General features: G+C 68.6%; 15 protein-coding genes. 7 read left to right on the top strand and 8 right to left on the bottom strand.

Translation table 11 applies throughout. The features are described from left to right. Positions 1-164: 164 nt before the first annotated feature. Complete coding sequence (locus tag ACZ63D_RS10030; RefSeq protein ID WP_465353940.1) at positions 165-323, bottom strand: hypothetical protein; 159 nt, start codon at positions 321-323, stop codon at positions 165-167. Between the two features lie 221 nt (positions 324-544). On the opposite strand from ACZ63D_RS10030, the gene typA reads away from it, so the two are divergent. Next, a complete protein-coding gene (gene typA, locus ACZ63D_RS10035) occupies positions 545-2,476 on the top strand; it encodes a translational GTPase TypA (RefSeq protein ID WP_406638156.1) in 1,932 nt (643 codons plus the stop codon). Between the two features lie 243 nt (positions 2,477-2,719). Next, positions 2,720-4,423: an ABC transporter family substrate-binding protein gene (locus tag ACZ63D_RS10040; protein ID WP_465354740.1), complete on the top strand. Its 1,704-nt coding sequence runs from the start codon at positions 2,720-2,722 to the stop codon at positions 4,421-4,423. Positions 4,424-4,430: 7 nt separating this feature from the next. Here the strand turns inward: ACZ63D_RS10040 and ACZ63D_RS10045 are convergent, their stop codons facing one another. The 6 genes from ACZ63D_RS10045 to ACZ63D_RS10070 all read right to left on the bottom strand — a co-directional run bounded on the left by ACZ63D_RS10045 (position 4,431) and on the right by ACZ63D_RS10070 (position 11,726). Further along, the gene (locus ACZ63D_RS10045; protein WP_465353941.1) at positions 4,431-5,552 is read right to left on the bottom strand and encodes an epoxide hydrolase family protein; all 1,122 of its coding nucleotides are present in this window, start codon (positions 5,550-5,552) and stop codon (positions 4,431-4,433) included. Between the two features lie 189 nt (positions 5,553-5,741). Continuing rightward, positions 5,742-6,773: an ABC transporter ATP-binding protein gene (locus tag ACZ63D_RS10050; protein ID WP_465353942.1), complete on the bottom strand. Its 1,032-nt coding sequence runs from the start codon at positions 6,771-6,773 to the stop codon at positions 5,742-5,744. Beyond that, positions 6,770-7,867, bottom strand: a complete 1,098-nt coding sequence (locus ACZ63D_RS10055; protein ID WP_465353943.1) for an ABC transporter ATP-binding protein — start codon at positions 7,865-7,867, stop codon at positions 6,770-6,772. Before ACZ63D_RS10055 ends, ACZ63D_RS10050 begins: the two co-directional genes overlap by 4 nt. Continuing rightward, positions 7,864-8,823 carry an ABC transporter permease gene (locus ACZ63D_RS10060; RefSeq protein WP_465353944.1) on the bottom strand — a complete coding sequence of 320 codons (960 nt, stop codon included), beginning with the start codon at positions 8,821-8,823 and terminating at the stop codon, positions 7,864-7,866. Before ACZ63D_RS10060 ends, ACZ63D_RS10055 begins: the two co-directional genes overlap by 4 nt. Then, a complete protein-coding gene (locus tag ACZ63D_RS10065) occupies positions 8,816-9,796 on the bottom strand; it encodes an ABC transporter permease (RefSeq protein ID WP_465353945.1) in 981 nt (326 codons plus the stop codon). The genes ACZ63D_RS10060 and ACZ63D_RS10065 overlap by 8 nt, the downstream gene beginning before the upstream one ends. Positions 9,797-9,983: 187 nt before the next feature. After that, positions 9,984-11,726: an ABC transporter family substrate-binding protein gene (locus ACZ63D_RS10070; RefSeq protein WP_465353946.1), complete on the bottom strand. Its 1,743-nt coding sequence runs from the start codon at positions 11,724-11,726 to the stop codon at positions 9,984-9,986. Between the two features lie 658 nt (positions 11,727-12,384). Between ACZ63D_RS10070 and mshB the strand changes: the two genes are divergently transcribed. Genes mshB through ACZ63D_RS10085 form a run of 3 tightly spaced genes read left to right on the top strand, consistent with a single transcriptional unit; the run spans position 12,385 to position 14,393 of the window. Next, positions 12,385-13,212: an N-acetyl-1-D-myo-inositol-2-amino-2-deoxy-alpha-D-glucopyranoside deacetylase gene (mshB, locus tag ACZ63D_RS10075; protein WP_465353947.1), complete on the top strand. Its 828-nt coding sequence runs from the start codon at positions 12,385-12,387 to the stop codon at positions 13,210-13,212. Between the two features lie 34 nt (positions 13,213-13,246). Further along, on the top strand, positions 13,247-13,609 hold the full coding sequence (locus ACZ63D_RS10080) for a hypothetical protein (protein WP_465354741.1): 363 nt from the start codon (positions 13,247-13,249) through the stop codon (positions 13,607-13,609). Continuing rightward, positions 13,602-14,393 carry a hypothetical protein gene (locus tag ACZ63D_RS10085; protein ID WP_465353948.1) on the top strand — a complete coding sequence of 264 codons (792 nt, stop codon included), beginning with the start codon at positions 13,602-13,604 and terminating at the stop codon, positions 14,391-14,393. Before ACZ63D_RS10080 ends, ACZ63D_RS10085 begins: the two co-directional genes overlap by 8 nt. A 4-nt stretch (positions 14,394-14,397) precedes the next feature. On the opposite strand, the gene ACZ63D_RS10090 is transcribed toward ACZ63D_RS10085, so the two are convergent. Next, entirely contained in the window at positions 14,398-15,147 is a 750-nt protein-coding gene (locus ACZ63D_RS10090) for a site-2 protease family protein (protein WP_465354742.1), read from the bottom strand. A 223-nt stretch (positions 15,148-15,370) separates the two neighbouring features. Between ACZ63D_RS10090 and ACZ63D_RS10095 the strand changes: the two genes are divergently transcribed. Together ACZ63D_RS10095 and ACZ63D_RS10100 are read left to right on the top strand one after the other, a co-directional pair. Further along, on the top strand, positions 15,371-15,694 hold the full coding sequence (locus tag ACZ63D_RS10095; protein ID WP_037355639.1) for a WhiB family transcriptional regulator: 324 nt from the start codon (positions 15,371-15,373) through the stop codon (positions 15,692-15,694). Between the two features lie 508 nt (positions 15,695-16,202). After that, positions 16,203-19,505 (top strand): glycosyltransferase, encoded by a 3,303-nt coding sequence (locus ACZ63D_RS10100; protein WP_465354743.1) that lies wholly within the window; start codon positions 16,203-16,205, stop codon positions 19,503-19,505. Positions 19,506-19,631: the final 126 nt, after the last annotated feature.

The following is a 19,631-nucleotide window of genomic DNA, read 5'->3' on the forward strand; positions in this document are numbered from 1 at the left end:
GCGAGTGGGGCATCTCGGGGTGTTTTTTTGCGCTTTTTCGTTGGGGTGGGCCACGTGGAGCGGGGTCCTTCAACACCCACCCCCGAACCGCAGGGAAGGCTTCGTATCGGGGTGCAGGGCGGGGGCTGGGTGCCTGGTTGCCTGGGTGCTGGTGGGTGGAGGTGCTAGGCGGCTTTGGCGACTTGCTTCTTTGCCTTTTTTAGTGCCAGAACTGGGCACTTTTTGCAGCGGTCTTTGGAGCGGCAGCACTTCTTCTTGACTTTTCCGGCCTTCATCAGCTTTCGCACGATGGCTTGAGGGGTGTCGGCGTGCTTTTTTCCCACCGCGTACTCCTCAAGGTCGGGTCGCCGGGAACACTGTCAGGTTAGGTGAGCCTAACCGATCATGGGGCGTGGCGCTCCTCACACCAACCCAACAGGTATCCTGATTGAAGTCCGCGTGTGGCCAAAGCCGGTCAGCGAGAGCCGGTCTCTTTGTCCGGAGCCCGTGATCTCTCTTCGCCGCGCGGTGCCACCCGCCTTCTTTCGAGTTCAGGAGTCTTCGCGTGCCCGCAGCCAGCGCCACCGCGGTCGAAACCGGCCGCGCGTCCGGTAAGACCCGGCCCGACCTGCGCAACGTCGCGATCGTCGCCCACGTCGACCACGGCAAGACGACCCTGGTCGACGCCATGCTCCGGCAGTCCGGCGCCTTCGCCGAACGCGCCGAGCTGGTCGACCGCGTGATGGACTCCGGTGAGCTCGAGCGGGAAAAGGGCATCACCATTCTCGCGAAGAACACCTCCATCCACCGCCAGACGCCTGAGGGCACGGTCACCATCAACGTGATCGACACCCCGGGCCACGCCGACTTCGGCGGCGAGGTCGAGCGCGGCCTCTCCATGGTCGACGGCGTCGTGCTGCTGGTCGACGCCAGCGAGGGGCCGCTGCCGCAGACCCGGTTCGTGCTGCGCAAGACGCTCGAGGCGAAGCTGCCGGTGATTCTGCTGGTCAACAAGGTCGACCGGCCGGACGCGCGGATCTCCGAGGTCGTCGAAGAGACCCACGACCTGCTGCTCGACCTGGCCGGCGACATCGAGGACGCCGACCTCGACGCGATTCTCGACCTGCCGGTCGTGTACGCCTCCGCGCGCGCCGGCAAGGCGTCGCTCGAGCAGCCCGAGGACGGCGGTCTTCCCGACAGCGAAAACCTCGACCCGCTGTTCGAGACCCTGCTCCAGCACGTCCCGGCCCCGGCCGCGGACCTGGACGCCCCGCTGCAGGCGCTCGTCACCAACCTCGACGCGTCGAACTTCCTCGGCCGCATCGCGCTGATCCGCATCCACGCCGGCAAGCTCCGCAAGGGCCAGACCGTGGCCTGGATGCGCGAGGACGGCACCGTCCAGAACGTGCGGATCTCCGAGCTGCTCGTCACCGAGGCGCTCACCCGCGTCCCGGCGTCCGAGGCCAGCGCGGGCGAACTGGTCGCGATCGCGGGCATCCCGGACATCACCATCGGCGACACCCTCGCCGACCCGGAGAACCCCGTCGCGCTGCCGCGGATCACCGTGGACGAGCCCGCCATCTCGATGACCATCGGCGTCAACACCTCGCCGCTGGCCGGGCGCAACGGCGGCGACAAGGTCACCGCGCGGCTGGTCAAGGCCCGCCTCGACCAGGAGCTGATCGGCAACGTCTCGATCCGCGTCCTGCCGACTGAGCGCCCGGACACCTGGGAGGTGCAGGGCCGCGGCGAGCTGGCGTTGGCCATCCTGGTCGAGCAGATGCGCCGCGAGGGCTTCGAGCTCACCGTCGGCAAGCCGCAGGTGGTGCTGCGCACGATCGACGGCAAGCTGCACGAGCCGTTCGAGCGCCTGTACATCGACTCGCCCGAGGAGCACCTCGGCGCGATCACCCAGCTGCTCGCGTCCCGCAAGGGCCGCATGGAGGACATGAGCGGCAACGGCACCGGCCGGATCAAGCTGGTCTACGTGCTGCCCTCGCGCGGCCTCATCGGTTTCCGCACCGACTTCCTCACCGAAACCCGCGGCACCGGCATCGCGAACCACGTGTTCGAGGGCTACTTCCCGTGGGCGGGCGAGATCCGCACCCGGCACAGCGGCTCCTTGGTCGCCGACCGTTCGGGCCCGATCACCGCGTACGCGATGATCCAGCTCGCCGACCGCGGCACGTTCTTCGTCGAGCCCGGCGCGGAGGTGTACGAGGGCATGGTCGTGGGCGAGAACCCGCGGTTCGAGGACCTCGACATCAACATCACCAAGGAAAAGAAGCTCACCAACATGCGGCAGTCCTCCGCCGACGTGATGGAGACGCTGGCCCGCCCGCGCAAGCTCAGCCTGGAAGAGGCGCTGGAGTTCTGCGCGAGCGACGAATGCGTCGAGGTCGCGCCGGAGGTCGTGCGGGTCCGCAAGGTCACGCTCGACATCAACACCCGCGCCAAGGAGCGCTCGCGGGCCAAGAGCCGCGACAACAACAGCTGAACCTCGCGCAGGTGAAAAAGGGCGCCTCCCGTTCCCGGGAGGCGCCCTTTCGCGTGAACCGCGACGGCTCCTCGCGCGTCCACTCTTATGGCGGTATCCACTCCGATGTCACGGAGCGGCGGCCGATGTGGGAATCTCGATGCCGGCCCCCGCCCTGGCATGGCAGCATGTCCGCTCGGACCACGGAGCGCGGCGGGAACTTTCAGGAGGACGAGCGTGCGATTCGGACGCCGGCTTGCGCCGGTGCTCGCGCTGGCGGGAGTACTGCTCGCCGCGTGTTCGAACACCCCGCCGCCCCCGGTGGTCACGTCGGCTCCGCCGTCGAGCACGACCAGCGCGGCGTCGCTGTCGCAGATCGTGGTCGGCGTGGACGACGTCGTCGGCGGCTACAACCCGCACAGCATCGCGGACGCGTCCACGATCACCACGGCTTTGTCGCAGCTGTTGCTGCCCTCGGTGTTCCGGCAGTCCGACGACGGCACGCGCACGCTCGACAAGACGCTGATGGTCTCGGCCGAGGTCGTCTCGCAGGTGCCGTTCACGGTGAAGTACGTGATCCGCCCGGACGCCTCCTGGTCCGACGGGGCCCCGATCGCCACCGAGGACTTCATCTACCTCGCCAACGCGATGAAGACGAACCCCGGCGTGATCGAACCGGCAGGCTACCGGCTGATCTCGGACATCGAATCCCGTGACGGCGGCAAGGGCGTCGAGGTCACCTTCAGCAAGCCGTACCCGGCGTGGCAGACGCTGTTCGACAATCTGCTGCCGCAGCACCTGCTCAAGGATTCGCCCGGCGGCTGGGCGAACGCCCTCGCGACGAGCTTCCCCGCGGTAGCCGGTCCGTTCGCGATCAAAACGATCGACACCGCCCGCGGCGAAGCGACCCTCCAGCGCAACGACCGGTACTGGGAAAAGCCAGCCGCGGTCGACACCCTGATCCTGCGCCGCTCCGACGCGTCCGGCATCGCGACCGCACTGCGCAGCGGAAACGACCAGTTCTCCCTGACCCGCACCGATTCCACCGGTCTGCAGCTGCTCAACGACCTGGGTTCGGCCGTCAAATTGCACACGCTGCCGCGCCCGCTGACCGCGTCGGTGCTGCTGCGTCCGGTCAGTGCGACGCTTTCCGAACCCCAAGTCCGCGCGGGCATCGCCGCGCTGCTGGACCGCGGAAAACTGATCGCCGCCGGAGCGAAGGGCGGCCCGTCCGCGACGCTGAAAGCGGACGCTCAAGTCCTGCCGCCCTCGGCGAAGGATTACGCGGCCACCATTCCGGCCGGACCGCCAGCCGCGCCGGACGCGACGAAAGCCGAGCAGTACTTCACCGCCGCCGGGTACAAGAAGGAAGCCGGCGTGTGGCGCAAGGGAAACAAAACGCTGTCGATCGTGCTCGCGTCGCCCGGCGAGCAGGAACCGTACGCGTCGATCGCGAAGGAACTTTCCTCGGAGCTCGTCGCGGGCGGCATCGAGGTCAACCAGATCAAACCGCAGCCGCGCGACCTGTACTCGTCGCTGCTGGCCATGCCGGTGGTGAACGGGAAACAACAGGCGAGCCCGGACTCGAACAGCACCGTCGGCGTCGACATCGCCGTCGTAGGCCAGCCAGTCGGCGGCGACCCGGCGACGGTTCTGGCGTCCAGCTACGGCTGCGCGCCCGAACCCACGCCCGCGGACAAGACAAAGCCCGTGGTGCCAGCCAATCCCGCGGGAATGTGCGACCAAGGACTGCAAGCGACGATCGACTCCGCGCTCACCGGTTCCGCGACCGTCGCCGACTCGCTCAAAACGCTCGAACCGCAGCTGTGGTCTCAGAACGTGGCGATCCCGCTGTTCCAGGAAGCCGAAACTTTGGCTGTGGGCAAGGGAATCTCCGGCCTGACGCCTGGCCCTCCGATGCAAGGGCCGTTCGGCTCCGCGGTGAACTGGACCCGCGGCGCCACCTGATCCGCCGTCAGCGGACCAGGCTGAAGAACCCGCGCACCTGCTCGACCAGCGACTCCGGTTGCTCCAGCGCGGCGAAGTGGCCACCGCGCGGCAGCTCCTCGAACCAGCGCAGGTCGGTGAATCGGAGTTCGGCCTCCCGCCTCGACGGTCGGGTGATGTCGCGCGGGTAGACCGACAGCCCGGACGGCGCGGTCACCTTGTCGCGGAAGTGGGCGAAGCTCTCCCAGTACAGACGCGCCGAAGACGTGGCCGACGCGGTGAACCAGTAGACCGAGATCTCGTCGAGGATCGTCTGCCGCGACAACGCGTCCTCGGGATGGCCGTCGTTGTCCGTCCACGCCCAGAACTTCTCGGCGATCCAGGCGGCCTGCCCTGCCGGGGAGTCGGTGAGGGCGTAGCCGAGTGTCTGCGGCCGGGTCGCCTGGATCGCCGAATACCCCCGGCCGGTGCGCTGCATCTCCCTTTCTGCTTCGAGATTTGCCAGCTCCGCGGGCGTCGGGTCGTCGAACGCGCCCGCCGCCACGGATCCCAGGTTCAAGTGGACGCCGGCGACCCGTTCGGGCGCGACCTCGCCCAGCGCGCCGGACACCGCCGAACCCCAGTCGCCGCCCTGCGCGCCGTACCGTTCGTAACCCAGCGAGACCATCAACGTGTCCCAGGCGCGCGCGATACGAGTGACACCCCACCCGGTCGTGGACGGCTTGTCGCTCCAGCCGTACCCGGGCAACGACGGCGCGACCACGTGGAACGCGTCCGCCGGGTCGCCGCCGTGCGCGCGCGGGTCGGTCAGCGGGCCGAGGATGTCGAGGAATTCGAGCACCGAACCCGGCCACCCGTGCGTGAGCACGAGCGGGAAGGCGTCCGGCTCCGGCGAGCGGACGTGCAGGAAGTGGATGCCGAGCCCGTCGATCGTGTCGCGGTACTGGGGGAAGGCGTTCAGCCGCTCGGCGAACCCGAAGTCGTAGTCCTCGGCCCAGCTGCGGCAAAGCTCCTGCGCGTACGCCAGCGGCAAACCCTGCGACCAGTCGTCCACCGGCTCGCGTTCGGGCCACCGGGTCCGGCTCAACCGTTCCCGCAGGTCCGCGATTTCAGCCTCGGTGACGGTGACCTTGAATGGCTCAGCGGCCACAGCGGGCTCCCTTCCGCCGGTATCGTGCGACACGCGATAGCTGCTATGGGTGTAACAGTACGAAGGTGCCCGCAGGTAAGCCTCCGCGGCAGCTCGCCCGGACCGGCTCGATGTGTGCTGAGTGACCTCCAAGGACACGAAAATGGGGCCCCACACGGCAAAGTGCGAGGCCCCATTTCGCGTACTGCGTCAGATCAGCTGCAGGCTTTCCGCGAAGTGGCACGCCACCGGGTGCGCCTGCCCGCGGTCGACCAAGGCGGGCTCTTCCGTCTTGCACTTCTCGCGCCCGGCGTCGTCCAGCTGGTTGGCGAACTTCGGGCACCGGGTGCGGAACCGGCAGCCCGACGGCGGGTTGGCCGGGCTGGGCACGTCACCGGTGATGACGATCCGCTGCCGCGTGCGCTCCTTGCGCGGGTCCGGCACCGGGATCGCCGAGATCAACGCCTGCGTGTACGGATGCGCCGGATTCTCGAACAGCTCCTCCGACGGCGCGGTCTCCACGATCTTGCCGAGGTACATCACCGCGATCCGGTCCGCCACGTGCCGCACCACGGAAAGGTCGTGCGACACGAACAGGTACGACAGCCCGAGTTCCGCCTGCAGATCCTTCAAGAGGTTCAGCACGCCGGCCTGGATCGAGACGTCCAGCGCGGACACCGGCTCGTCCAGCACCAGCACCTTCGGCTTCAACGCGAGCGCGCGGGCGATGCCGATGCGCTGCCGCTGACCGCCGGAGAACTCGTGCGGGAACCGGTTGCCGTGCTCCGGGCGCAGGCCGACGGTCTTCATCAGGTCGCGGACCTGCTGCTTACCGCCCTTTTCGTACAGCCCGTGGATGCGCAGCGGTTCGGCGATGATCTCGTTCACCGGCAGCCGGGGGTCGACCGAGGCGTACGGGTCCTGGAACACGATCTGCATGCTGCGCCGCAGCCGCTGCAGTTCGCGCTTGCCCATCGTCGCGAGGTCTTTGCCCTCGTAGGTGACCTTGCCGCTGGTGAGCGGCTGCAGTGCCAGCGCCACCCGGGCGGTGGTCGACTTGCCGCAGCCGGACTCGCCGACCAGTGCGAGCGTCTCGTGCGGGTAGATGTCGAACGACACGTCCGACACCGCCTGCACCGCCCCCGAAACGCGGCGCAGGATGCCGCCGCCGCGGATGGGGAAGTGCTTCACCAGGTTTTGCGCGGAGAGGACGGGCGTCTTTCCCGCCGTGGCCTCGCTCATCGGTTCGTCTCCGTGTCGGTGGCGGCGGCGTCCACGGCGACCGGGACGGCTGTCGTGTCGGCCGCGGTGGCGCTGAACAGCTCGGCCGGGTCTTTCCCGACGACCTGCTCGGTGAAGTGACAGGCCGCGTGCTGGCCGTTCGGTCCCGCGACGAGCGCCGGCTCCTCCTCGTCGCAGATCGGCTGCGACAACGGGCAGCGCGGGCTGAACGGGCAGCCCGGCGGCATGTTCTGCGTGGCGGGCGGCGAACCGGTGATCGGCGTGAGCCGCTCGGTCTTCACGTCCAGCCGCGGCAGGCTGCCGAGCAGGCCCAGCGTGTAGGGCATCCGCGGGTTGTAGAAGATGTCGTCGACCGTGCCGGATTCGACGACCTTGCCCGCGTACATCACGTGCACCCGGTCCGCCTGGCCCGCGATCACGCCGAGGTCGTGCGTGATCAGCACCATCGCCGCGCCGGTTTCCTTCTGCGCCGCCTGCAGCGCTTCGAGGATCTGCGCCTGCACGGTCACGTCGAGCGCGGTGGTCGGCTCGTCCGCGATGATCACGTCCGGGTTGTTGGCCATCGCGATCGCGATCACCACGCGCTGGCGCATGCCGCCGGACAGCTGGTGCGGGTACTCGTCCGCGCGCTGCTTCGGGTTCGGGATGCGGACCAGGTCGAGCAGTTCGATCGCCTGCTTCTTAGCGACGTCCTTGCGCACGTCGTGGTGCGCGGTGATCGCCTCGGCGATCTGGTCGCCCACGGTGTACACCGGGTTCAGCGAGGTCATCGGGTCCTGGAAGACCATCGCGATGCCCTTGCCGCGGACCTTGTTCAGTTCCTTCTCGCTGCACTTGAGCAGGTCTTGCCCGCCGAACCGGATCGAGCCGGACACCTTCGCGGTCTTCGGCAGCAGGCCCATCACCGCGAGCGAGGTCACCGATTTGCCGGAACCCGATTCGCCGACGATGCCGAGCACTTCGCCGCGGCGAAGCTGGTAGTTCACGCCGCGCACGGCGCTGACCACGCCCTCGCTGGTCGGGAACTGCACGGTCAGGTCCTCAACGACGAGGACGGGATCGCCGCCGCGTCCATCGGAGACGTTCTGAGTCATGCGCGCACCTTCGTCTGCTGGGGGTCGAACGCGTCCCGCAGGCCGTCCCCGATGAAGTTGATCGTCAGTGCGATCAGGATGATGAAAATGCCCGGGAAGTAGAACAGCCACGGCCGCGTGTCGATCGCGGTCTGCGCGCTGCTCACGAGCAGCCCGAGCGAGGTGTCCGGCGGCTGCACGCCGAAGCCGAGGAACGACAGCGCCGTCTCGAGCAGGATGGCGATCGACACCAGGATCGTCAGGTTGACGATGATCGCGCCGAGCGCGTTGGGCACCAGGTGCCGGAAGATGATCCGGCTGTCGCTCGCGCCGAGCGCCTTCGACGCCTCGACGAACTCCTTCTCGCGCAAGGAAAGCACGACGCCGCGCGCCACCCGGGAGACATAAGCCCAGTAGAGGCCGCCGATGACGACCGCGATCAGCCACCACGTGCCGCCGGACTGGTGGCCCAGCACCGCGGCCACCGCGAGCAGCGGCAGCGTGAGCACGAGGTCGGCGATGCGCATCAGGACCGTGTCGAGCCAGCCGCGGTAATAACCGGCGACTGCGCCCCAGATGGTGCCCACGACGGTCGCGAAGATCGCGACGAGGATCGAGATCTGCAGCGAGATCTGCGTCCCGCGCATCACCTGGGCGAGGGTGTCGTGGCCGACCGCGTCGGTGCCGAACGGGTGGTCGCCCGAGGGCGGGGCCGAGTTCTGGTCGGTGATGGTGCCCGCGTCGTACTTCCAGATCGCCGCGCCCACGTAGGCGAACAGGATGATCAGCACGAACACGACGAGGCTGATCATCGCGAGCCGGTGCTGCAGGAACCGCCGGAAGACCAGCTGCGCCTGGCTGCGTTCCTTGACCGTGAACTCGCGTTCGGGCGCGCCCTGCGGGGTCTGCGGGTCGTCCGGAGCGAACCGAGCGCCGCCCAGGGTGGTGGGCGGGGTGTCGAATACGTCGTTAGGCATAGCGGATCCTCGGGTCGAGCAGGCCGTAGAGCAGGTCGGCGATCAGGTTGAGCAGGATGATGAACGTGGCCGCGATGAGGAGCCACGCCTCGACCGCGTACACGTCGCTTCGTTTGATCGCGTCCAGCAGGAAAGCGCCCGCGCCCTGCCATTGGAACACGGTTTCGGTCACCACGGCACCGCCGAGGATCGAGCCGATGTCGAGTGCGGTCACCGTGGTCAGCGGGATCAGCGCGTTGCGCAGCGCGTGCTTGCGCGTCACCGTCCAGCGCGGCAGGCCCTTGGCCCTCGCGAGGCGGACGTAATCGCTGTTGAGCACCTCGAGCATGGATGCGCGCTGGTAGCGGCTCCAGGCCGCGTAACTCGTCAGCGCGAGCGAGATCGTCGGCAGGATCAGGTGGCCGAGCACGTCGCCGAACTGGGTCCAGAATCCGCCCGCGGCGACCACCGACGAGGAACCGATGGTGTAGAAGACCTGGTCGCCGACGGACTCGTTGATCCCGATGCCGATCTGCTTGAGCACCAGGGCGAACCAGAACGAGGGCATCGACAGGAACAGGAAGCCGAAGAAGGTCGCGGTGTAGTCGAATTTCGAGTACTGCCGCGAAGCGCTGATCACGCCGATCAGCACGGCGAGGATCAGCGCCACCACCATGGCGAGCACGATCAGCCGCAGCGTCACGCCGAACCGGCCGAACACCTCGCTGCCGATGTTCATGGTGGACTGGACCGAGGGGCCGAAATCACCGTGCAGCACACCGGTGATCCAGTGCCAGTATCGCTCGAGAATCGGCTGGTCGAGATGCAGCCGGATGCGTTCGAGTTCGATGGTGCGAGGGGGCGGCGGCGGGTTTCTCGCGATCAGCGGGGTCAACGGGTTGGCCGAAAGCGACACCATCACGAAGACGACGAACGTCGACACGATGAGGATCGGCACCGAGACGAATAGCCGGCGCAGTGCGAAGGCAAGCATGGAGGTCTTCCTGCTCTGGACGGTGTTCTGCCGGCGCCCGCCGCTCGTGGTGGCAGGCCTTGGCGGCGAAGGCGGGGCAATCGTGGTGTTCGGGAACTAAAAGGGCAATTGTTCGCGGATACGGTGAAGGGCCGGCTTCACGGCCGGCCCTTCACCGGTTGTCCTGCGGGAATCTACCGGTCGTTGATCACTTCCGGATGCCCCACTCCGCCATGTTGTACACCGGCGCGTCGAGCGTCGAGTTGTTGCGGATGTTCGCGATCTTGTCCGACGAGGCGATGAAGGTCGGCTTCTGGTACAGCGGAAGCACGTACGCGTCGTTGGTCATGATCTGGTCGGCCTGGTTGAGCAGGTCCGCCGCCTTGGTCTGGTCGGGCTCGGCGCTGGCCTGGTCCATCAGGTCGTCGACCTGCTTGCTGGTGTACTTGCCGTAGTTGCTGCCCTGACCGGTGCCCCACAGCTGCTTCGCGCCGCCGATCGCGAACGGCGAGGAGACCCACGCGAACACGATGACGTCGTAGTCGCCGCTGGTGGTGGTCTGGCCGAGGTCGTCGGTGGACTGGACCTTCACCTTGACGCCCAGCTGGGCCGCGGTCTGCGCGAACAGCTCGCATTCGTTCTGCCGGATCTGGTTGCCGACGGTGTAGCGGATGCGCAGCTCGGGGATCGGCTTGCCGCTCGGGTCGGACAGCTGGTTGTTGTTCAGCTTGTACCCGGCGTCGGTCAGGAGCTTCTTGGCCTTCTCGATGTCACCGGAGCCCTGGCCGGTCGAGCTCACCACGTCCTTGTAGCCCTGCTGCTGCGGCATGAAGTTGTGGTTGTTCAGCGGCTCGACCTTGTTGGTGAACTGGCCGACGGTCTTGGCGATCATGTCCTTGCGGTTGATCGCGGTGTAGAGGGCCTGGCGCAGGGTCTTGTCGGCCAGCGCCGGGCTCTTGAGGTTGAAGTCGAAGTGCTCCCAGGTCAGGCCGAGGCCGATGTAGGAGGAGATGTTCGGCATGTTCTTGACCTGGTTGATCAGGTCGACCTGCGGCTGCGGGTAGATGACCTGCACCTCGTTGTTCTGCAGTGCGGTCGGTTCCTGCGTCGCGTCGGTGATGATGCGGAAGATGACGCTGTTCAGCCGCGGCTTCTCGCCCCAGTACTTCTCGTTCGGGACCTCGGTGATCGACTGGTTGTTGACGAACTTCGAGATCTTCCACGGGCCGCCCGACCAGGTCGGGAGGGTCGTGCCGAACCACTTGTAGGACGACGCGAGGCCGGCCGGGGTGTTGGTGTCGCCGTGCTGCTTGGCCAGGTGCGCCGGGTACATCGCACCGGCCGAGCCCCAGAGCTTGCGCCAGTCGGTGAAGGCCTTGGAAAGGGTGACGGTCACCGTCTTGCCGCCGTCCGAACCGACCACCGAGGTGACCTGGTCGTAGCCGGAGGTGTCCGCGGGGGAGCAGTCCGGGCAGTCCTTGCCGTTCTGCACCTTCCAGTTGTAGATGAAGTCGTCGGCCGAGAGCGGAGTGCCGTCCGACCACACTGCCTTCGGGTTGATCTTGTAGACGATCGTCGTCGGGTTCGTCAGGTCGGCGGACTCGACGAAGTCCTTGTTCAGGACCGGCTTGAGGTCCGGCGTCGCGTAGAAGGTGTAGGGCAGGATGCCCTTGGTGACCATGCCGGTCTCGAAGACGTTGCCCTCGGCCGAGGTCACGTTCCAGTTCGGGACGTTCTTCTCGATGGCGAAGGTGACGTCGCCGCCCTGCTGGAGCTGATCGGCCTGCGCCGAGTTACAGGCGTTCGGGTTCTTGTCGCAGTCGGCGAATGCCTGCCCGGTCTGCACCGCGCTGTTGCCGCCTCCGCCACCACCGCATGCGGAGAGCAGAAGGGCCGCGCCCGCGACGAACGCGCCGAGTTTCACGGCACGCGACCTAGTCGTCACTAACATTCATTCTCCTTGCTCGACGCCGTCGCGGGTTTGCGAGGCGGCTCGTACTGACGCGCAAGCACCGATCGGTATCGCGTTGCTCACCGTAGCCGTGAAACTTAGGCATTGGACAGACGGCAAACCTATCGATCCGGACACTCTCAGTGAGATCGTTGCGGAACAGATATCTCGTGCCCCCTGGTTGTACCGCGGTTTCCGCGTCTGATCGACTACGGTTAGTAGTTGATCACGGGGGTACGGGACCGGTTCGGGTGGCAGTTGGGTCCAGTAGGCCGATCGGCCCGGCGGACAATAACCGTCCCGTTCCGTAGGCGGTCGCCCAGCTAATGGAGTAGCCACGCGGCCGCGACGAACCCGAAGTGACAAGAAATTGGTCCGATCTCGTGAAGCGAAACAATGCGCCCGCCGCCGGGCGCGGGCATGGCGGCCCGCACGGCGGCAGGTACTCGGTGGGTGTTCCGAGCATCTTGCGTCTTCGTCCGCGCATTCCGAACCGCGGAACGTTCCGCGAAAGGGAACGTCCACGAGCCGGGACGCTGATCCGGCTGAGTGGGATGCGAATGCATTTTCCCGTGCACGCTGCGGTTTTCCGGGTCCGGAGCGCCGCGCCGGGGGTCGGCCTCCCGGGCCCGGGCGCGATGGTCATTAACCTGAGGGCGTGAAGCGGAAGCTGCTGCTGGTCCACGCGCACCCGGACGACGAAAGCATCGCCACCGGCGGCGTCATCGCCCGTTACGCGGCCGAAGGCGCCGAGGTCTGCGTCGTGACCTGCACGCTCGGCGAAGAGGGCGAAATCGTCCCGCCGCGGCTCGCGCTCCTGGTCGCGGCGGAGGCCGACCAGCTCGGCGGGTACCGGTCGGGTGAAATGGCCGCCGCGGCCGCCGCGCTCGGCCTCGCCCGGCACGAGTACCTCGGCGGCATCGGCCGGTGGCGCGATTCGGGCATGGCGGGCACGCCCGCCGCCGAGCATCCGCGGGCGTTCACCGGCGGTTCGGCGGCGAAGCAGACCGCTCAGCTGCGCGACCTCATCGACGACTTCGCCCCGCAGGTGGTCGTCACCTATGACTCCTTCGGCGGCTACGGCCACCCCGACCACATCCGCGCGCACGAGATCACCATGGCGGCGGCCCCGGACGCGCCGTCGGTCCAGCGGGTTTTCCACGTGGTCCAGTCCGAGGCCGCGCTGACCGTCGGGCTGGCCGAACTGCGTGCCGACGGAACATCACCGTTCCGGGTGGCCCGCGACGGCGAGCTTCCGTCCACTCCAGACGGCAAGATCACCACCGTGGTCGACATCTCCGCGCACCGGCAGACGAAGCTGGCGGCCCTCCGCGCGCACGAAACGCAGCTGACCGTGGTCGACGGTCCGGTGGCGCACTTCGCGCTGACCAACAGCATCGCGCAGCCGATCCCGTCCGCCGAGTACTTCGTGCTCGCCCATGGCGACGGCCGCGGCGCCGAGACCGATCTGTTCGGCGGGTGGTGACGTGTCCGCCCCGCTCACTCGCGACCAGCGGCTGATGCTGGTGCTGCTGGCGGCCGACGCGGTCGTGCTGGCGCTGCTCGAACTGTTCTTTCTCCCGCTGCGGCTCGGCCCGCTCGGGGAGGTGCCGTTCCCGGTGACCGCGGTGGTCGGAGCGGTCACCACGCCGTGGCTCGTGCTGACCGCGGGAAAGCTGGTGCGGCCGGGACTGTCGTTCGTGCCGTTGCTGGTGTGGGTACTCGTGGTGTTCGGGGTCGGCCTGTTCGGCCCGGGTGGCGACGTCGTGCTCATCCAGGACTGGCGCGCACTGCTGCTGCTCGGTGCCAGCGCGCTGCCCGCCGCGCTCGTGCTCGGCGGCGGGCTCGGCCGGGCCGCGGCGAAGGGAGGTGCCCGTGTCTGAGGCTATTTCGGACCGTCAGGTCGTGGCGATTCTGCGACCGTTCGTGCGCGCTTGCGCACCGATGATCGACGCGCTGCGCGAGGCCGATCCGTTCGGTTTGCAGGCGCGCGCCCGGCGCGGCGAGGACGAATTCGCCGACGCCGGGTTCAAGAAGAAAATGCTCCGCGCCCTGACCTCGGTGAAGGTGCCGGGCACCGCGGCGTGGGCGTCGATGGACATAGACCAGCGCGCGAGCTGGTGGGTCAACCGGGTCGGCAGGCTCACCTCGCTGCTGACGTCGATCCCCGGACTCGGCGGCGCGCTCGCCGACCGGCTGCCGGTGCAGGACACCCTCGGCGCCGCGTCGCAAGGGTTGGTGCTGTGCGCGATCGCGGGGGAGTACGGCGTGACCGACGTCGGCAGCCGTGTCCGGCTGATCGCCTCGGTGCTGTTCGACCGTGACATCGACGCCGACCTCGCGGCGGGAGCCAGCCACGACAAGTCCGCGAAGTCCGCGGAGGACAGTGAGACCGCGCGGCTCACCGAGGAACTCGACGAATCCCACCGCAAGCACGGCAAGGTCACCGCGAAAGCCGTCGCCCGCACGCTCTGGCACCTCGGCAAGTCGCTGTGGGGGATCACCGGCGAACTCGAGAAGCGCCCGCGCGGCCGATGGATTCACCGGATGCTCGGGATGCTGCCGGTGGTCGGCGCGGCGGGCGACTACTTCGGCGAGCGCTCCGCGCTTAAAAGGGTGTACAAGCGCGCGCACGCCTGGCTCATGGCCCACCGGCAGTGGGCCTGAGCCCTCAGTGCCAGAAGAGGAACGCGGTCTGCCCGACGGCGGCCGCGACCGCGTTTCCGCCGAGCGGTTCGTAGATGGCTCCGGCGATCGTCCAGAGCAGATTCGACACCGGTTTGAAAAGGAAGAACAGCGCGAAGAGCGCCAGCGGCGCCCACGGCCGCACTCGCGCGCCGAACTCCCGCGCCTGCGGGGAGAGGTACGGCTCCAGCGCGCCCCAGCCGTCCAGTCCCGGCACCGGCAGGATGTTGATCAGGAACGTCATCATCTGCAGCAGCGCGAGGTAGGACATCGCGTAGAACAGTCCTGGCGCCATCGGGATCAGCATCGTCGCCAGGCACAGCGCGGCGCCGACGGCGAGGTTGCTGAGCGGGCCGGCCAGTGAGGTCCAGGACGCGGTCGCGCGGTTGCGCAGCGCGCCCCGGTTGATCCACACCGCGCCGCCCGGCAGCGGGATGCCGCCGATCAGCAAGAAAATCAGCGGCAGCACGAAGGACAGGACGGGGTCGGCGTAGCGCCGGACGTCCAGCGAGAGGTACCCCTTGTGAGCGATCTCGTGATCACCGCCGCGGAAGGCGACGAAGGCGTGCCCGAACTCGTGGAGCGTCAGCGACGCCATCCAGCCGCCCAGTACGAGCAGCACCACCCCGGCGATGAGCATCGGGTCGCGGAGATTCGTGTAATCACCGTATGCGGCCAGGAAACCACCGGCGACGGCGACGGCGAGGATGCCGAGGAAGATCGGGCTCGGACGCACTGCTGATCTCTGCACCCCACCAGTCTTCCGTATGCCCGGTGTGAAGTCTTCGGCGTGTCCCCTTGCGCACCCGGGCGCGGAGATCCCCCGAACTCGCTACTCGGCTTGACCTGGCCGCACTACACAGGTGTAATCACAGTGATGTCATTCGCTGTCGGAGGGGGCAGCGGGTGTCGTTTCACCACCGCCAGCCTGGGGAGTGCGTAGGAGCGAGGAGGCGGACGTGCGGTTGGAAGCGGACAACAGGGAATGGGGGCACGTCGTGGGTTGGGGAGAGAACCCGGAGCAGCAGCTCGGGGATCTGACCGACCTGTTCGACGTCCCCGAGGAGCAGGACTGGCAGGAGCGCGCCCTGTGCGCGCAGACCGACCCGGAGGCGTTCTTCCCCGAGAAGGGCGGCTCGACCCGCGAAGCCAAGCGGATTTGCCTTGGCTGCGAGGTCAAGGACGACTGTCTCGAGTATGCGCTGGCGCACGACGAGCGCTTCGGCATCTGGGGCGGACTGTCCGAACGGGAACGTCGCAAGTTGAAGAAACGGGCTGTCTGACCGGCCTTTCAGGCGAGACGTGTGTCCGCGGAAAGCGCGGACCGCGGGCCGGTCAGGTGTCTTCTGGGGGTGCAACCCCCAGGCCCCGCCCGGGGGCACGCCCCCGGACCCCCCGCTTGTGCGCGGGTTGAGTTATCCACTCGCGGGGGCTTGGCGAGCGTCTGGTTGGTGAGAACCGGCACAGGCGGTCGCGAGACTGCGGTGCTCATAACTTGGTGAAACCGGTTGGTGTGCCGTGGTTCTCGATGTGATCTTCGTCTTCTGCCGCAGAATCCTTGAAGCGCCGGGCAATGCAGCCGGGAGGCGGGCCACCCCGCCCGTCTCCCGGGTCCTCGGCGCGAGCGGTCTTCGCGAAATTCTTCTTGTGTCCGCCCGATCGGGCGGACACTGAGCCGGGACTGGTCCACGCGGTGGGATCCGGCGGACGCGCGGCGTGGGCCGGTGTCCGCGCGTCGGCGCAGGCCGTAGGGTGACCGCACCCATCGTCCCGTCCGAGCAGGAGCCGTTCTTGCCTCGCACCGTCGTTCCGCCCGCTGTGCGGACGTTGCCCGTTCTGGCCATTGTGGTCTGTCACGACGGCGAAGAATGGCTGCCGCTAGCGCTTTCCGCGTTGCGGCGCAGCACAGTACGCCCGCGGCACGTGCTCGCCGTGGACACCGGATCCACCGACCGTACTCCCACACTGCTCGCTGACGCAGCGCGACCGGGCGCGGCCGCCGAGGAACCGGTGCTGTCCGGAGTTATCACTCTGCCGAGTGAAACCGGGTTTGCGGAAGCGGTCGCCGCGGCCGTCGCGCACGCGGTGGAACGGTGGGGCGACCCGGGAACGTGGCTGTGGGTGCTGCACGACGACTGCGCCCCCGAACCGGACTGCCTCCACCAGCTCCTTCTCGCCGCGGAGGAAAACCCGTCCGCGAAGGTGCTCGGCCCGCTCGGCACCGACTGGACCGACCCGAGGCTGATCGTCGAAGCCGGGCTGTCCACCGACGCCTCCGGGCACCGCCAGCAGATGGCCGCGCCGGACGGCGAACCCAGCGAGGTCCTCGCCGTCCCGAGCGCCGGATCGTTGGTGCAGCGGGAACTCTGGGACGCGCTCGACGGCTACGACGAGGACTTCCCGTTGCTGCGCGAGGATCTCGACTTCGGCTGGCGCGCCAACGCCGCCGGCTCGCTCGTGCTCTCGGTGCCCGCTGCCCGTGTCCGGCACGCTCGCGCCCTGTCCACCGGACAACGCACGCCAGACGCCGCCGGTCGTCCGCTCGCCGCGCTCAACCGTTCGCACGGCGTACGCGTCTTTCTCGTGAACTGCTCGACACCGTCGTTCTGGTTCGGGCTCGTCCGGCTGCCGGTCCTGCTGGTGCTGCGCGCGATCGTGTTCTTCGTGCTGCGGCGCACCAGCGAGGCCGGTGCGGAGCTGGCCGCGCTCGGATACCTGTGCGGGGGCAAGGGAAATCTCCGCGCGGCTCGCGCGCGGCGGCGGGATCAGCCGCGTCCGGGCACCGTCCGCGGGCTTTTCACGAGCCGGATCACGAGGCTGCGCAACGCGATCAACGCCGGGGTGGTTGGACTTGTCCGGCGCGGGGTACAGAGTGATGTCGCACTCGGGACGGTCCCGGAGAGCGTGGAGCAAGAATCCGCGTGGATCCCGCCGGAGGCGCTCGCCGCGTCCGGCGCGCGTCCGGTCGGGCCGGACGCCCTGCCCGCCGGTGCGTTGCGCGGGCTGAGCACTCGAGGCCGGGGCCTGCGCCGGCCGGGCACGGTGGTCGCGGTCACGCTGCCGGAAGCGCCAGTGTCCGAAGAGGACACTGAGCCAGTCGAGGAGACCACGGCTTATCCGTCGCCCTCGCCCCGCCCGGAACCCGCCGCGCCAGAACCGGATCTGGTGTTCGTGGAGGTCAACCGGCGCCGGGTGCTCGCCGCGACCGTTTTCGCTCCGCCGGTGGTGCTGGTCGTCCTGCTCACCGCGCTGGCGCTGGTGCTCAACCGCGGGCGGCTCGGCCTCGACCTGTGGGGCGGCCAGTTGCTGCCGGTCGGCGGGCTCGGCGAGATCTGGTCGACGTACTTGTCGCCGTGGCACCCCGTCGCTGGCGGAACCGGTGCGCCCGCTCCCGCGACGCTGCCGGTGCTGGGGACGATCGGCGCGATCTTCGCCCCGATCGGCGGTCCGGCCGCGCTCGTGGCGATCCTGCTCATCGGCGACATCCCGCTCGCCGCCCTCAGCGCCTATATCGCCACCCGCAAGCTCGCCGTGCGCCGCTGGGTCCGTGCCGCTATCGCCGCGACCTACTCCTTGCTGCCCGCCGCTACCGCCTCGGTCGCGCAGGGGCGGCTCGATGTGGTTGTGGTGCATCTTGTGCTGCCGCTGGTAGTCGCGGGCATTGTCCGGCTGCTGACCCGGCCGGGCACGCGGTGGTTGCACGTCTCGGCGCTGTCCGCGTTCGGTGTCGCGTTGCTGGGTGCGTTTTCACCGCTCGCGCACGGGCTTGCGCTGGTCGGCCTGCTGGTCGGATTCGTGGTGCTGCCCGCGCCGTCCGGACTGGCTCGCCGGGTGGCGTCGGTGGGGATCGTGGTGCTGTTGCCGCTGGTCCTGTTGCTGCCGTGGCCGACTGTGCTGTTGCGGCATCCAGAACTGCTGCTGCAAGGCCTCGGCGGTCCTGCTGCTCCGGCGTCCGCGACGGATCTCGCTGGGCTGACGCCGGGCGGGCCAGGGGCGTGGCCGACCGGGGTGGTGGTGCTCGCGGCGACGCTTGTCGCGCTGGTGGTCCGGCCGCGGAAGCAGGTTGTCGGCGGGTTGGCGCTGGCGGTGCTCGGGCTGATCGGCGTCGTCCTGGTTCGGCAGGTGCAGGTGACGCCGATGCAGGGCGGGGCGGCCGCGTCGGGGTATGCCGGGGTGCCGTTGCTGGTGGTCGGTGCCGGGTTGTTGTGGGCGGTGCTGGCTACTTGGCAGCGTGGCGGGTCCTCGGTGCCTGTTGCTTGGTTGCCGAAGGTGCTGGCGGTTGCTGGGGTTGTGGTGGTGGCTGCGTTGGCGGTCGGGGCGGTCGCGACTGGTTTGGAGGGGCCGTTGACCTCGCGAGCTCGGCCGCAGTTGGCGCCTGAGGTGGCTGCGGATGTCGCGGCTACCGGGCGGGCGGTGCTGGACGTCAGTGCTGGGCAGGTGCGGCAGACCGGGGGGCGGTTGGCGCTCTTTGGGGACGACGAGCTTGCGCCGGTCAAGGGGATGCCGGAGCGGTTGGCTGACTGGCGGCGGGGGCTTGGGCAGGGGGATGTCGCGGCGTTGAAGCGGGTTTTCGCGGCTGCTGCGGCGTCTGGGGTTCAGTACGTGGTGTTGCCGGTGGGGACGGATGCTCGGGCTTTTGCCGCGGCGGCTGGGGATCTTGCTGCGGTGGCTGCGCCGACTTCGGATGGGCGGCCGGTTTTGCGGTTGCTGGCCAAGGGCGGGGTCGTGGCGTTGATTTCGCCGGAGCTGGCCAAGCAGGCGGTGACTGGCGGGGGTGCGCCTGGGGTTAATCCGGGGGTTTCGCCGGTGGCGGCGCGGTTGCCGGATGTGCGGGTGCGGGTGTCGGAGGGGCCGACTGGGCGGTTGCTCGTGCTGGCGGCTGAGCAGGAGGCGGGGTGGCAGGCGAGTGTTGGCGGGAAGGCGGTGCCGATTGTGCCTGCTTGGGGGCATCAGGTGGCGGTGTCGGTGCCGCCGCAGCCGTCGGAGGTGTCGGTGACGTTTCCGGGGACGGAGCGGGGGTTGTTGCTGTTGGTGCAGTTGGCGGCGGTGTTGTTCACGGCGTTGACTGCGATTCCGTCTCGTCGGCGGGTGTGAGTGGCGGCTCGTCGCCCTGGGGGGCGACATTGCGCCGGGGGCGGTGCGTGGGGCACCCCGAAGCCAAGTGTGCTGACGGTTCGGGGGTGCTTGTCAAGGCGGGAAAGATGCCTTGACAAGCACCCC

The sequence above is a fragment of the Amycolatopsis sp. NPDC104775 genome (genome assembly GCF_055583325.1).